The organism is Flavobacterium sp. RSP49 (assembly GCF_003968735.1).
Taxonomy (GTDB): domain Bacteria; phylum Bacteroidota; class Bacteroidia; order Flavobacteriales; family Flavobacteriaceae; genus Flavobacterium.
In genome coordinates, this window is sequence record NZ_RYDN01000008.1 from 1 (window position 1) to 14,765 (window position 14,765).

Annotated in this window: 11 protein-coding genes and 1 pseudogene; all 12 read right to left on the reverse strand. The window is 30.5% G+C overall.

Going from position 1 to position 14,765, the window contains the following annotated elements:
• Nucleotides 1–185, reverse strand: a pseudogene (locus EKM02_RS06065) (IS110 family transposase); the annotation flags it as partial.
• A gap of 349 nt (nucleotides 186–534) precedes the next feature.
• Entirely contained in the window at nucleotides 535–2,451 is a 1,917-nt protein-coding gene (locus EKM02_RS06070) for an RNA-binding domain-containing protein (protein WP_126453170.1), read from the reverse strand.
• Nucleotides 2,452–2,778: 327 nt separating this feature from the next.
• Nucleotides 2,779–4,518, reverse strand: a complete 1,740-nt coding sequence (locus EKM02_RS06075; protein WP_126453173.1) for a DUF4209 domain-containing protein — start codon at nucleotides 4,516–4,518, stop codon at nucleotides 2,779–2,781.
• Between the two features lie 134 nt (nucleotides 4,519–4,652).
• The gene (locus EKM02_RS06080; RefSeq protein WP_126453176.1) at nucleotides 4,653–5,474 is read right to left on the reverse strand and encodes a PD-(D/E)XK nuclease domain-containing protein; all 822 of its coding nucleotides are present in this window, start codon (nucleotides 5,472–5,474) and stop codon (nucleotides 4,653–4,655) included.
• A 45-nt stretch (nucleotides 5,475–5,519) separates the two neighbouring features.
• Nucleotides 5,520–6,374: an abortive infection system antitoxin AbiGi family protein gene (locus EKM02_RS06085; protein ID WP_158614726.1), complete on the reverse strand. Its 855-nt coding sequence runs from the start codon at nucleotides 6,372–6,374 to the stop codon at nucleotides 5,520–5,522.
• Nucleotides 6,375–6,378: 4 nt separating this feature from the next.
• Nucleotides 6,379–6,870, reverse strand: a complete 492-nt coding sequence (locus EKM02_RS06090) for a hypothetical protein (RefSeq protein WP_126453182.1) — start codon at nucleotides 6,868–6,870, stop codon at nucleotides 6,379–6,381.
• 20 nt (nucleotides 6,871–6,890) lie between these two features.
• On the reverse strand, nucleotides 6,891–8,624 hold the full coding sequence (locus tag EKM02_RS06095) for an ATP-binding protein (protein WP_126453184.1): 1,734 nt from the start codon (nucleotides 8,622–8,624) through the stop codon (nucleotides 6,891–6,893).
• A complete protein-coding gene (locus tag EKM02_RS06100) occupies nucleotides 8,617–9,930 on the reverse strand; it encodes an SIR2 family protein (RefSeq protein WP_126453187.1) in 1,314 nt (437 codons plus the stop codon). The genes EKM02_RS06095 and EKM02_RS06100 overlap by 8 nt, the downstream gene beginning before the upstream one ends.
• 71 nt (nucleotides 9,931–10,001) lie before the next feature.
• Nucleotides 10,002–10,181, reverse strand: coding sequence for a hypothetical protein (locus tag EKM02_RS06105; protein WP_126453190.1), 180 nt, complete (start codon nucleotides 10,179–10,181; stop codon nucleotides 10,002–10,004).
• Between the two features lie 6 nt (nucleotides 10,182–10,187).
• A complete protein-coding gene (locus EKM02_RS06110; RefSeq protein ID WP_126453193.1) occupies nucleotides 10,188–10,766 on the reverse strand; it encodes a hypothetical protein in 579 nt (192 codons plus the stop codon).
• Between the two features lie 3 nt (nucleotides 10,767–10,769).
• Entirely contained in the window at nucleotides 10,770–13,871 is a 3,102-nt protein-coding gene (locus tag EKM02_RS06115) for an Eco57I restriction-modification methylase domain-containing protein (RefSeq protein ID WP_126453196.1), read from the reverse strand.
• A 146-nt stretch (nucleotides 13,872–14,017) separates the two neighbouring features.
• The gene (locus EKM02_RS06120; protein ID WP_126453199.1) at nucleotides 14,018–14,689 is read right to left on the reverse strand and encodes a hypothetical protein; all 672 of its coding nucleotides are present in this window, start codon (nucleotides 14,687–14,689) and stop codon (nucleotides 14,018–14,020) included.
• Between the last annotated feature and the right edge of the window lie 76 nt (nucleotides 14,690–14,765).

A 14,765-nucleotide genomic window follows, 5' to 3' on the forward strand; every position in this document is an offset into this window, starting at 1 on the left:
CAGACTAATGTATTTACAGAGGTAGCATTAAATTCCTTTAGCCACTTCCGTAATTCCCTTATCCCTTTGGCATTGTTTGCGAATTGATTATGATTATTTAGTTCTTTTTTTCCTTCTAAAATAATCACAGCATCAAAGTATTCTTTGGATATATCTATCCCAAGAAAATGTGTAAATTTGTTCATAGTAAAACTTTTTTTAGATTAGCAACCTAACTACTGAAAACTATCGAAACCTTGATAATAGGCCATTATGCCTGAATTACTACTCTGATGCTTTTTCAGTAAAAACCGATGAAGTCCTAATCAAGCGATAAGTCGTTAACTTTTATTGCGCGTAGGTTCACTTAATCGGTTGGGTTGTTGATTTAAAATTACAAATTTATTGCATAGACAAAACTAAAGGATTGCGCGTGATGATGAACGAAAATGTAGTCTTGAAATTTATTTATTCTTTTGAAATCATGTTGGGTAATCGCTTAATTGTATGAAAAAATGTCCCAAATATTTACTATAAATGGGACACGTTATATTTTCATTCTGCGGATTTATATGCTTGGTTTGGATGGTTAGGAATATTTGGAAATAATCTTTCTAACTTACCACTTGCAACCAAAGACGGTATGATGTTGTTCTTTAGGTATTTAGGAGCTTTGTCTATTAAGTGTCCTATTTCATCTAATGTTTTATGTTCCGATTTACATACATTAAGAATAATTTGTTCTAAATCTTCTTTTTTCATTCTTGACTTGCCAGTAACTAGTGGTAAGGTGTCCATACTAATTAAGGTGTCCACATTGCTTGAAGAAGTGTCCATATTACTGCTAGAGGTGTCAAGTTTAGGTATCAAGTTAGTAGCAATAGCAGGTAATGAGGTGTCCACATTATTTTTTGAGTTATCAAGATTATCGCTCAAATAGTGTGTGTTTAAATGATATGTAGTCCATCTTCCCTTATTCTCTGACAACAAATATCCTTGTTTACACAGGTCTTGAAGAATTTTAGTAATATCAGCTCGATGTTGTTCAATCATGTATTGTAATCTGCTATTCGAGACTTCTCCTTCTATCTGGCAAGTAGCTAAAATAGTAAGTTCATCTTTACCTAAAGTATCAATTTCGACACCAAACATGCGATGTAACTCTTCTAAAGTTTCTTCCGGAAGAATGCTAAACATAGGAAGCTCAAGAACTAAGCGATCCGGTTGTGAATGCACTTGTAAATAAGGGCTTCTCCAATGGGCATATTCCCAACCAGCCATAATCTTGTTGACGCCACTTCCTGCTTTTTCCGCACTACCAATCATTAGAAACATTTTTTGAAGGCTGGGGTTACGGCATTCGCTTATACCTCCTTGGTAATATTGGTGTAAAGAAACTAATAATGTACCGGGATTTGAAAATTTAAAAACATCTGTTTTGTGTTCAATTACCAGGTTTCCGGGTGCTGAATAATCCGCATGTATTAAAGCATTAACAAATGCTTCCCGCAGGGCAATATGAGCAGGTGTTTCATCTTGACGTATTCCTTCTCTTAATTGAAATGGTTTTGGTAAACTTGAAGACAAACGGGGCCATATTTTTAAATAAAACTGGAATAAATTAGCTTCCCACGTACCATCCGGATAAATCCGGTCAGTCCATCTGATACCAGGATCTGTTGAAAGCATTTCTCTAAAATCAGGAAAAAAATTGGGCACACATTCTTTGTCGGTAATGCTATTTTCTTTACCAAACATTAATAAACCTGCCACGGTAAATCCTTCTTTTTTGGTTACTCTGTCTTTTCTATAACCCCCTAATTTTTCTAAAAATTCTATATCATCAAGGGTAAGCCAAGGGTGTGTAGTTTTTGCTCCTGCAAATAATTGACGGTATTTTTTAAGACTATTCAAATCTATATCCTCTATAGAAAAACCCTCTAAAATACGACTATCAGGGTGCATATTACTATCCGCATCGGCTAACATTCTTCTTACCTCTTCTTGGGTACATTTATAATCACCCTCATGATTTCGTTTATAGGTGTTACCAAATGGATTTCTTGTAAGATATACTGGTTTTTGTGTGCGTTTAGCACTTGGTATTTTAAAAACAAGTACCGTTTTACCTTCTACATTTAGTTGTTTTACGTCATCATCTGAGAGTAAATTGATATTGACCGTATCCGGATTATTTATTTTATCCCAAAATATTTTTTTATACTCATTGATTTTTTTAGGATCTAAACCTTCAATTTTCAGGGTGTTTTTACGCTCAGACACGCCAAAAACCACTAAGCCACCGTTGGTATTTGCAAAAGCCACATAGGTTTTCCAAAAATCGGAAGGGAACCCTCCTAAAGCTGCCTTATATTCTAACTCTTCGTATTCGTTATTTGGAAAATAGTCATTTAATGAATTGAATAAAGGCAATCCATGGTTATCAAATAAGTCTAACTGTTTATCTACCATTTTTAAAATTTTAATGCTGTTCCAAAGGTAACACCTTTTTTGTTTTTATAATTACGAGATTATAAAGGATAAGTGGTTTTGATAGTTCCTGGGAGAAGTCTTAGAACTAATTATAAAAAGGAGAGGGCTCACGCCATTTCTAGCCCTCGCCCTCATATATTTAATACAAATTTATAAAAAAAGACAGAAATTTTTAGAATTATTAAATAAAAAAAATTGAATTATAAACATGAACCTACTTTGCCGGGCAGATTAAATTTACAATTCCTTGTAACGGTTAGCAACGTGTAGCGTCCATAGATTATAAATCCGCCTATCGAGTTTACTTTAAAATTTATATTTTCCCAATCTTAAAATACAAAGAAAAATTAAAGCTACATTTTGTAATGAGTAATCAGAATAGCTAAAAAAGGAATGCGCAATATTATTTCTAATATCTTTCCCTTTTTTTGTAAAAGCAAACTTAAAGAGTTCAATATCTTTCTCGGAGAATAACTCTTTTATCTTTATGTTATCTATTAAGTCTTCTAATAATTGTTCTTGAGTCATTCCTTTATTTATTTTTGTAGTGCTTCCGCCATTTAACCTTATGAAATCTCTCAGCGCACCTTCAAATTTTAAAGTTAATGAATCTAAGGCTAAAATGTAATTATTTGCTTTGTTTGTGCTTAATAGCATTGATAATTCAAATTGTGTAAAAAAAGAATGAATACCCGGAGCAATTAAAGTTATCCAATTAGTTTCTGTTTCAATATCATTTTTCCTTAACTCTCTGTCAAATTTAAAATTATACCAAGTGTACGTTTCTAAAAAGTCATACGTTTTTTGATATGTTAGCTTTCCTTCAACTATTCCTTTCCGAAACACTTTATAAAATAAAACGTAAATTTTTATGTTCCATTCCAAAGTATATAGCTCAAAAATCTGTTTTTCTAATTTTTGATTTTCATCTAGATTTTTAAAATTTATGTTAATATCAAAAGTTGTCAGTGAAAACATTTTATTTAGAGAATTATTAAATAACTCAATTGCTTGCTTGTTACATTCTGCAGGATCAACAAGAATATCTTCATTCAAACAAAAAAAAGCTAAAATTTCTTCTGTTGATAAAGAAATGATTGCTTCGGTTTTTTGGTCAGTATATTTGTTTAATAAATCGTTTATTTCAGGATCCGCTTTATAACTTATTTTATGTAATTTGACAGTCTTCTTTAATTGGTTATACCATTCTAAACATCTTTGAAATTCCTCTTTTTTTGTTGTGTTTTTAAGATAAATACATTTATCACCAACACTGGTAAGTTTAATGAAATCAGAATCATCACGATGTTGTTCTAAAATTAAATCCTCATTTTTAGCTAATAATTCATATAGATAATCCGTTTTGAGTTTTAGCTTACCAAATAAATCTACACCGAGAATTAATGACTGTTTATTGAAAAAATAGTTCGCATTTATCCAATTTGGAATATCTTCGATCAATTCTTTTAATTCAGAAATCTTGTAACAATTGATTTTTAAAAATAAATTTAGAAAATTACTTTTTTGCCAATCTTTTAATTTGATTGCGATGTTAAGCATTTCACTTTTGATTTCATCAAATCTGTATTTTGAATTAGTTGAAATATGTAATAAAGCAGAAACGATTTTACTGAACTCATGAAAATCCTCTATATTCTGAGCGTTATATATTTCTGCATAAGAGTTGATTGCTATTTCAGCAAAGCTGTTGTGTTTAAGCTCTTGCCAAATCAAATGAGCGTATTTGGCCTTTAAAAGATTGTTTTTTGTTGCTTCAGTTCTTCTTTTTAAATATTCTAATTCAGAATCTGAAAAATGTTTAGGATTAATTTTTCTACCCTTGAAGTCGGTAAAATTATAGCCTGTTTTTAAAACACCATCATTTATAAAAAAAGAAAAGACTTTTCTTTCTGTAACTATGTTTTCGTTCCATAAGTTTTCTGTTTCTGGAGTTAATGGTGTATTTGATATTGTTTTCCATTCATCAAATACTACTACTTTTTCAATAGTATCATAGAAGTTTTTATATTCTTCAGGGATTTTCATAATCTAACTATTATTTCTAAGCCAATTTATTTTTTATTTATTGTATCGAAGTAAGTTAACGTCCCAATCCGGATTATTTCAAATGTTTTAGACTTGGGTTATAATTGCAAATTATTAAGGTTTTTTTAATAACGCTAAAACACCAATTTTTCAAATTTATATCCATTAATGTTTCTAATATTTTCATCAAAACTTACACCTATTGCATAAATATCTTTATTTTCAATCAAATATTTTATAGCATAATTTTTATCTTTTATTTGTTTTAATGCTTCATCACTCAAATCTTTAGTTTGATTAAATTTAAATTCAATAATGTAAATTGTGTCTGAAAATCTAATGACAGAATCAATTCTACCATCACTTGTTTGCTCTTCAGATATAATTTCAAACCCCAATAGTTTTAAAATAAGATGAACATTTGAATGATAATATCCTTCTTTTGTTTTTGTAATTGAATAGGATACTGATGCAAGAATACTTTTTAAAATTTTTATAAAGTCATCAATATTTCTTGAAACCAATTTATATCTCAGTTCCTGATATGGTATTATGGTATCTTCAAAATCATAAATTTTCTTGACATAATTAATCATTTCGATAATTTCATTTTTCATTATAAGAGTTTCAGAAACTATATATGATGTGTCTTCACCATCAAGATTTGCATCTATATATTTTTGATTGCTTTCTAAAAAGTCTTTAAATGAGTTTAAAGATGATAATAAGGCCTCAGGAGAGGCAAATTTGTGAGGAATTAAATTTTTGAAATTTAATTGGTCTTCGATTATACTGTGAATACTAATTATAAAATCCATAAGTTTATTTCCATATTTTAACTTATAAATTCCGTATTGCCTGTCTCTATGAGTTGTTCTATAAAAGTGGTCAAAATGTTCAAATCGATTTGAGAAGAATTCGTAAACGTAATTTTCTATTTTATTGTAATTAGTCATTATTCTAAATTTAGAATTTATAAAATTATTGTTTCAGTAATTTAATTATAAATCCTCTAAAATTTGTTCCAAAGAGATTAATCTTGTTCCTAGAAGTTTTAAAACATTTGATGATGCAGTTTCTCCAAAAATTTGTTCTAGATTTTTAATCATTTCTGGAATTTCTTTGTCTCGATTTACTATTATAAATTTCACATCATTTGGCTCAAATTCAAGTTTTATGTGTTTTGCAAGTTTTATATTTAAAGCTCTTCTTTTTCTTGGATCAATAAAGTATTCACTTTTATAACTATCTTTCATTTCTTTGCTCAAAAGAAATTCTCGTGACGGTGTAAATCTCCATTCTCTTTCATCATAAAATCTTACTAAATTATCAAGATATTTTCCGTCTCTATAAAATTTTCCTTCATAAGGTTTTATATAACGGATAAAATGAGACAGTTTAGAATTTACACTTTCAACTCTTTTCGAAAATTCATTCTCTCTATCATTAAATTTGTCATATAAAGTTTCAACACTTTTGTTTATTTTAATTTTTTCTAATTCAATTTCGTCTATATCAAAAAAGTTTTCAATGTTGTTAAATATTTCATTTAGAATTGAAGTAGTAGCTGAATTGGGATAGGTATAAATTATAGGGTTAATTTGATTTTTCATACCCCAAGTTTTTGTCAAACCTATAGCATATTTGCCATAGGTATTTGTATGTCTTCTTACTTGCGACAAAGGTATATCACAGAAGCAAGTCATAGGAAAAACAATCTCTGCTTTATCATTAATTAAACTTTCAAAATTTTCAAGACTATACCTAACATAAAATCCATTTTTCAAAATATTTAATAATGAATTTTTATTACTTGTAAAGTGAAATAAAGTGTGAGAACTGATATTGGCATCCATATATTTATTCTTTAATAATAACTTTATAATTATCATTATTAACTTTCAAGTTGTATTTTTTTACATTAGTTCCTTTGATATACGCATCTAATCTGCTATGTTTTATTAATTTGACATATTCAATGTTTTCTTCTTTATTATATTCTAGCATCACATATTTTATTGAAACCATATTATAATAGGCTTCAGCTTTTTTTGAAACCATTTTCCCAGAAGGATAAATATAATCAGTTTCAACAAATTCAATATTTTCCAATCTTAAACCTTTCATATAATTCAACCCACAATTTCGCATAATTATGGGTTTGTTCATATCAGATTTATAAACTTCTATATCTGAATTATCTGGTTTAAAATAAAAATTAGACTTAACATATATATCACATATTGAGTGAAGCTTATTTTTAAACTTTGCATTAGTTGAAAAAAGTGTATTGGTGATTTTTTTTATCCTAATAGGGTTGCTTTCAAAATGTATTATTTTATAGTTATCCATAAAAAATTTATAGTTTTAAATTAAAAAAGAGGGGTGTCTGAATTTGGTCTAATTGTTGGCATTTCAACTTTAAGCATAACAGGCATTGGAAAATCAACACCCATTAAAATTGCTTCTCCAGAACCTAAAACAGGTAAGAATGCAAGAGTATCTCTATTTGCAGAGGAACAAGCATTTGCAATAGCTTCTTTATCTTGATGGTTGATTAATCTGTGCGCTATAAAAGTCCCTATTTGACTTAATGTGCCGTTTGGAATATCTCTTGGCATTTGAGTAGCGATACAAAGAAACAAACCGTATTTTCGGCTTTCTTTTGCAATACTGTCAAATGAATTTAATTCTGTTGATTCAAAATATTCATCTTTAACTTTTTTATTTAGAAATTGATGAGCTTCATCAATAAATAAAACTAATGGTTTCTCTTTAAATGATTGTGTTCTAGATTTATTTAATAAATATTTCCCGATTGCGTTAGCCAAAATCTCTCTAGCTTGAAAATTATATGGAACATCTTCAAATCCAATTCGTAAAACATTTAATTCATCATTTTTCAAAAAATCTTCAATTTCATCAATTAAATTAGATTCTTCATCAATATTAAATCCAAACATTTTCTTGAAGCTTTCGTCAGCAAGTAAATTATTTACTCTAATTATTAAGCTAGTACAATTTCCAAAATTTCTTTCGTCTTTTTTTCCCCAATTCGCTCCGTTATCATATACACATTCATTAATGATTTGCCTTGAAAGCTTATTTATATCAAAATAACTGGTATTATCATCTTCAATCTCAGTCTTATATTTGAAGTGAGCATTTTTGAATGGTGATGTTTCATTATATTCTTTCACAATAACACCATCTTCAAGAATAATATTTTTACCACTTATTGTTAATGTTATTGTTGTTCCATTAATAATAGGATTAAACAAAGCTTGATCCCTCATTAAACAGTGTGAAATTTTTAATGATTTAATTGCTTCAAGTAATATTGGTTGTTGAACTTGACCAGAAGGTCTAAAAAGAACAAAAACATCAGAAATAGTTAATTTTTGATATGGAAAATAAGAGCTTAGGGAAATAATAGCCTCCTTTGTCTTTAAATTTTTGTCAAAAGATTTATATTCACCTGTAGGGTCAATAACAATTGCTTTGTTGTTGTTATCAATAATACCTTCGACTAATTTACTAACTGTATAACTTTTACCTCCTCCAGTAGTTCCAACTATAGCACAATGTCTTCCAAAAATAGCTTGTTGCGATAATTCAACAATGGTAGTTTTATCATACGTTAAATGTCCTAATTTAATTACTGGTGCAGTACCTAAATTTTCTTTCTTTACACCAAATCCTTTAAAATATCCTTTGATAAATTGAGAGGAACAAATAAAAACTTTTGCTCCAATCATTGGTAAAGAATTTAATCCTTTATCAATATTAGATGGTTCAAAAAGTTCAAAGGATAACAAGATTTCTATTTTTCCAGTTGGATGAAATTCTTTAGTGTTAAATGATTTCTCACTTAATTCTAGTCTTTCTTTTTCCGGCAAACTCAATTCTAATATCTTGCCAAGAAAACCATATTTTTCTCCTTCAATAACAACATAATTGCCAACTAAACCTCCTTTCAGTTCTTCTCCATAAAAAGTAAATGATTTCATTAATACTGAAGATGGAAAATGAACTTTTACATACTGCGGTGTAACTTGGTTTATGTAACCTATAAAATGACTATGATTGAATGGATTACTACTCATTATTACCTGTGTTTAAATTGAGAATAATCTTTTTAGCATCCTCTTGATTATATGATTTTAGATTAGGAAAGTGATTGGCGAAATCTTCAAATAATTCATCAACCAAAACAATATTATTATGTTTTTTTGATGCTTCAAAAATTGAAATAAATGTTGCCGTTTTTGTGTCAATGTCTTTATTGACTACCATTAATTGAAAGCCCGGGTTTTGTTCTAATGCTTCAATTATAGCAGTTACTATATGCTTATCGCTGAAACTAAAACCAATACAAATTAATAATACATTCTCATTTCTTAAGTTTTGTTGAAAACGGGACATCATTTCGAAATATGGCTGCTCATAAGAGCTTTCATATTTGCTGTCTTTTGGAAAAATCATTAATGGGTTTTCAACACCATCTTTTTGTATAATTTCATTTCCATCTTTAGTCCAATCAACCGAACCGTGTGGCTTGTATAAATGAAAAACTTTTTGAACAAAATTGTCTTCCTCTTTTACTCTACTAGAATTTCTTGAAACAATATCTAAATCAAAATTTCTTCCACTGAATGTTCTTGGATGTGAAAATGAAAAACCATCAATTATTGTAAAGTTCTTTTTTCTGCCAGCTTGCTCAAATAAAGTATCATAATTCAATGTAAACACTTTTACCCTTGGTAGTGTAACTTTTCTTTTCGTTATTTTTTCTATAAAAACTGAATGTGCTGCGTTTTCTGGAAGTCTTAAAGTGCAATTGACTTTAATGATTTTTTCAATTTGATTTATTATATCTTCAATATCTAATGCTGTTTCTTTTTCTAAAGGAACATCAGTTACATAATTTCTAGCAATATTTGCAAGAGATAAAAGCTTTTCTAAATTTTTAATATATTTTAAATCAACATCTTCTTCTTTTTCTTTGTACTTGTCATCATATTTTACCAATACACAAAATCTATTCAGAATTGTCTCGGTAATTGCCATAGATACATCATCCCAAAGTTGAGCCAATAATCTTCCTTTTCTTTCCGTTGAAATATCTTCGATAAGGATGTTTTCACCTACACCAACAGATGAACCTGCTCCAGTTAGAATTATTAAATTTTCAAATTGATTGTTTAAAAATTCTGCATACTTCTTTCTCTTTGTAGCCAAAGCATACGCTAGCTTATTTGGATTATCTTCATCTTTTTCAAACTTGTGTATAGCCCCATCGATATAAACATTATAATTAATTACATCAACAATTTCATCTTCATCAACAGTCTTAATTGTTTCAATTTCAACTGATTTTTTTCCATTGATGTAAATATATTTTCTTTCCATAATAAAGTATTAACTATTTTTTATTATCCCAATCTCCTCCATACTTAAAAATAAATAACTAATTATTAGTTCTATTTATCCTCCTCTTTTTTAGGTTTGACAATAGGTTTTGGATTTAATGAAAAAGATGGTGTTGGGTTGACACGGCCTGCAGTAATTTTTTGTTCAAAATTGCGATTGGTTTCTATGCCAGTTAATTTCTCCGCTAAGTCTAATAGAATTTTAGTTTTTTTGCTTGTTTCTTCATGCATACGTATTTATTTTTTAGGTGTTGAAGATGGATTAGTTCGTGGCGGTGTTGGATTTGCTCTACCTCTTTTTTCTTCAGTTAGTGGTTTAGGGTTTTGTCTAGGATTATCACTTGGTGATGGTTTTTGATTTTCATTCATTGCGACAAGATTTATTGATACAAATGTTAATATTAATATTGTCCCTGCTATTAAACTCCAAATGGAAGTTTTATTTAATAGATTAATTGGTTTATTTCTTCTTTCAATATTCTTAAAAATATCTTCATATTTTTCTTCATCAATTTCTTTAATAATCAAATCAGAATCTTCAATTGATTTATGATGAGAGTAAAGGTTTGTAATTAGTGTAAAAACCAATAAAACCAATCCAACCAAATAAAATATTACATACTCAATTTTTACAACTGCTGTTATTTTTTCTAGAAAAGTTAACGAAATAATTATTCCTCCAGAAGCCAATAAATTGATGTATTTTTCAAAATCATCTTGACTCTTGTTTTTATTTTCAGTTACAGCGTTTCTATATTCTTCCCAACCATTTTGGGTTGAGTTTTCATTTGTTTGTTTCTTATCTTTTTTACTCATCTTTTAACTATTTTCAACAATATTTATTTCCTCCTCACTCAAACCATACAACTCATACACCATTTTATCAATAGCTTTTTCGGTGGTTTCTATTTGTGATTTGAGGTTTTGGGCTTTGGTTTTGTTTTCTTCAAATAGATCCAGCCACTCAAACTCGTCTTTTTTCGTGAGGGGAGTTTGTACTGTTTTTTTAATAGCTTTGTTGAGTTCTGTAATGAAATCAGAAAAGGTTAATTCGCTCCAGTTTTCCAGTTTTCTAGGTAGTTTTTCTAGTTTGTATTGACCCGAAAAGTAGTTGCTAAATTTTCTATTTACACCTTGTAAATCTTTGTTTAATGATAATATTGTATCAACATTTTTAGAAAGGTAATTCAAGGTTTCGTCGCTTAATTTATCAGGTAAAGGAAACTCAAGTATGTTGTTGACATTCAATTTAGGAAAGGCTTGTCTATTCAAATTAACGTTTGAAGTTTTAAAGTAAACTGAACAGACATTAGTAGTTAGTATTGCAAGGATTGGTTTTAAATATTTTAAATGTTCATCTTTTGGAATAAAGTTGAAAACATCTGTATTATTAATTATCACTTCCTCTACATATGTTGCATCAATAGTTTTTTTTGAAAAGATTCTATTAACAAGAATTCGTGGTCTTGTAAAAATTTCAAAACGTCTTGGTGATGCTAAATTTTTGCCATATTTAATAAATGAGTTTTCAATTTTGAGGTTATATAGTTGAACATTGCCAGATCCGATTAACTGAAAGTATGTTTCATCTAATTTAATTTCAGAATGATATATGCGGGCATCCATCATTTCTCTAGTTTGAAGGGGTGTTCCTTTTCCTTTTTCATAAGGTTGCATTCCTTTATATCCATTTAGAAAATCTCCAATTACTTTTTTGCCATTTAGATTTAATTTTTTATCAAACGAAAGATTAATTTCTGAATTCAAATTTTCGAATTCAATTAATTCTTTAAATGACCATATTCGCCCATCCAAGGCTGTTAATCTTTTTTCAATACTATCTAAAGATTTGTCTATTGAATAAATGTGAGTTTTTTTAGGAAACTCTTCAGCGTTACCTTTTTTTCCGGTTAAAATCAATGTGTCTACAGTAGCGTCTTCAAATACTCTAAAAACATTGACTATTTCTAAGCAGTTATTTAAAAGGAATACTAATGTTCTTAATTTTGAATCATACTTTGTAGACAACCAATAATTAGGAATGATAATAGAATAGATTCCTTTTTGCTTTATTATATTTATAATTTTCTCAGTAAATACTGCATAAGTGTTGATTTGATATTCGGCTGTTAAATATTTTTTGTAGATATATTCCTTTGATCCTTCGTCTAATGCGTGAGATTGAACATAAGGCGGATTTCCAATAACCACATCGAACCCTCCTTTGGCAAATACTTCCGGAAATTGTTCCTTCCAATTGAAGGCTTTGTCACCCGCAACGGCTTTGCTTTCGATAAGTGAGTTGCCGCATTTGATGTTGTTGTTTAGGCTGGTGAGTTTTCGTTTGGGTTGGGCAGTGCGGAGCCACAATGAGAGTTTTGCAATCTCGATACTCTCCTCGTTGAGATCGACCCCATAAATATTGTGTTCCAGGATTTGGTTTTCGATATCGGGAAAGACAAAGAATCCTCCAAAGAGTTGTTTGTTGAGTTCGTCCAAGTAGGCGTGTTCCCTAATCAGGAAATCCAATGCTTGGTTCAGGAAAGCTCCCGAGCCACAAGCCGGGTCGCAAATGGTGAGTTCCAAGAGCCATTCGCGGTAGTCCTTGAGTTGCTGGTCCAGTTTTATAATGGTGGTGGTTTGGCGGTTCTTGCGGCCTTTGGCATATTCCTCGTCGATGATTCCCAGTTCCTGTTTTTTATCGGTACAGAATTTCCCAATGGTATTATCGACTATGTATTTGGTAATGTATTTTGGGGTGTAGAAAACGCCGTCTTTCTTGCGTTTGGTTTTTTGCTTGTCGAAATCGGTTCCTTCAATTTCGGCATTGACACTTTCGATTTCGTTTAATGAATGTTCAAAAATATGCCCTAAAATATTGACATCTACCTGACTTTCGAAATCATAAGTAGAAAGTTTTAAGGTATGACGGTAGAGTAGGTCATTGTCTATGATAATTGCATCGAGAATCGCATCGGGTTGAAAAAGCCCACCATTGTAAGCAAAGATTTCTTCTTTCTTATCTGTGCCTTTTCGACCCGTATCGAGATAGCCAAAGTATTGTTTGTAGCGATCGTAAAGTGGCATTTCTACATCCAAATCAGCCAATGCTTTCCATTCTTTAAGCACGGTATTAATGGAGTTTGGAGCCAGCAGTCCACGGTCTTCTGCAAAGAGGATAAACAGAAAACGGTCAATCAATTTTTGCGATTTTTGGAAAAGAATCAGTTTAGTAGTCTTTTCGGGTAAATCATTAAGTAAGATGTTAGATCGGTTTTGTTTGACTAAATCCCGGTACAATTCGCGTTTGAATACGGAATAATCCCCATAGAATTTTTTAGTGATGTTTTCTTCTTCTACTACTGAAGCTTCTTTTATACTGAGAGGCTTATTAGCCAGGATATTTTCTTTGGCCAGACAGAGGTAGAAGATTTCGAATTCAGAGTGGGTGAGGGTAAAAAGGTTGAATTCCTCAAAGTCCACCGCATTGTTGATGTAGAATCTCAACTTTTCGAAATTGGAGGTAATTACATAGATGCAACCCGTTTGGTTGGCTTTGTAATCAAAGGCTTGCTGGCGGATGCTTTCGAGGTCTTTTGTATTGGTTCCCTTTAGTTCAATTACACCGAGGGCGTTTCCGTCTTTGAGAATGGCGCCATCTACTTTTTTTGCCCCTTTTATGTTTTTGAGTTCCGTTGTCAGATTAAAGTTAGCTGCCGGATTTAGTGTGTAGCCCAAAATGTCCACAAATAATTCGCGCAAGAATCCTTCCTGGAATTGTTCCTCCTTACTGTTGCGAATATTTTCCTGAATGGCCGCATTATGAAAATACTTGACGTATTTTTTATAAGCTTTTTGGATTAAGGCAGAATCTTGTTGGCTCAAGTATTTTTTGAGTACGGAGGGCTGAAATAATGACATTGGTAACGCTTTTGTTTGAGAATCTAAAAATACACAATTTGAAAGTAGTGTAAGAATTTTGTTATTAACAAATTAGGTTGATAAATAACACTACTTTCAAAGTTAGAATAGGATTGATCTTTCAAAGTTATGCGGAGTAAATGGGATTACCTTACGGTTTTCCACATTTTGAGAAAATAATTATTTAATTCCGCACCGTTTAGATTGTCTAGAAACAATTGAAAATCGTACAAATGAATTAATCCCTCCTTGTTGTCCGGTACTTGTGCCAAATGTACAAAATTGATGTTTTGGTAAAGGGATTTTTCGCCTACAATGTCTTGCATGATGATGAAAATTGCTTGTTGTAACGTCTTTGTGTTACAATACAAATTATAGTTTTTTAAAAAAACTACAATGTCGAACTTATGCGTTATTTCATGATACTCCAGAGGTAAAAATGTGAGTTCGCTGGCTTTTAATGTAATCTCATGAAAGATATACGGTTCGTCAAGTCCATTCATAATTTCGTCAATTCTTTCGGTTGGTTGGATGAATCCGGTGAATTTCCAGATTTTCAATTGCGGTGCATTGTCGACTAAATTTATTACCTGGTTAAAGTATTCCGGGTTGCCGTTGGCGGTTATGATGAGTTCGGTTTTATCCGTATTCTTTTTTGGGAATACAATCATAAAGTCAATTTCTTTGCAATAGTAGCTGAGGTTTTTGTTTATCCAAAAGCTTATGTGTTTTTGGTTTTTAGGGGTTTCGTTGATGAGGTTTTTGATGGTTTGGTTGTTGTCTTGGAACCAGTTCCAGAAGGTGTTGATTTTTTTCATTTTTTTTGTGGTGAGTGGTGAGTAGTGAGTGGTGAGTGGTGAGTTGCTTCTCTCGACTGCGCTCGAGATGACACGC

What these genes read in the sequence shown, in the direction of transcription:
- EKM02_RS06070 (WP_126453170.1), bottom strand. Translation starts at nt 2,451, where the DNA reads ATGGTAGATAAACAGTTAGACTTATTTGATAACCATGGATTGCCTTTA.
- EKM02_RS06075 (WP_126453173.1), bottom strand. Translation starts at nt 4,518, where the DNA reads ATGAAAATCCCTGAAGAATATAAAAACTTCTATGATACTATTGAAAAA.
- EKM02_RS06080 (WP_126453176.1), bottom strand. Translation starts at nt 5,474, where the DNA reads ATGACTAATTACAATAAAATAGAAAATTACGTTTACGAATTCTTCTCA.
- EKM02_RS06085 (WP_158614726.1), bottom strand. Translation starts at nt 6,374, where the DNA reads ATGGATGCCAATATCAGTTCTCACACTTTATTTCACTTTACAAGTAAT.
- EKM02_RS06090 (WP_126453182.1), bottom strand. Translation starts at nt 6,870, where the DNA reads ATGGATAACTATAAAATAATACATTTTGAAAGCAACCCTATTAGGATA.
- EKM02_RS06095 (WP_126453184.1), bottom strand. Translation starts at nt 8,624, where the DNA reads ATGAGTAGTAATCCATTCAATCATAGTCATTTTATAGGTTACATAAAC.
- EKM02_RS06100 (WP_126453187.1), bottom strand. Translation starts at nt 9,930, where the DNA reads ATGGAAAGAAAATATATTTACATCAATGGAAAAAAATCAGTTGAAATT.
- EKM02_RS06105 (WP_126453190.1), bottom strand. Translation starts at nt 10,181, where the DNA reads ATGCATGAAGAAACAAGCAAAAAAACTAAAATTCTATTAGACTTAGCG.
- EKM02_RS06110 (WP_126453193.1), bottom strand. Translation starts at nt 10,766, where the DNA reads ATGAGTAAAAAAGATAAGAAACAAACAAATGAAAACTCAACCCAAAAT.
- EKM02_RS06115 (WP_126453196.1), bottom strand. Translation starts at nt 13,871, where the DNA reads ATGTCATTATTTCAGCCCTCCGTACTCAAAAAATACTTGAGCCAACAA.
- EKM02_RS06120 (WP_126453199.1), bottom strand. Translation starts at nt 14,689, where the DNA reads ATGAAAAAAATCAACACCTTCTGGAACTGGTTCCAAGACAACAACCAA.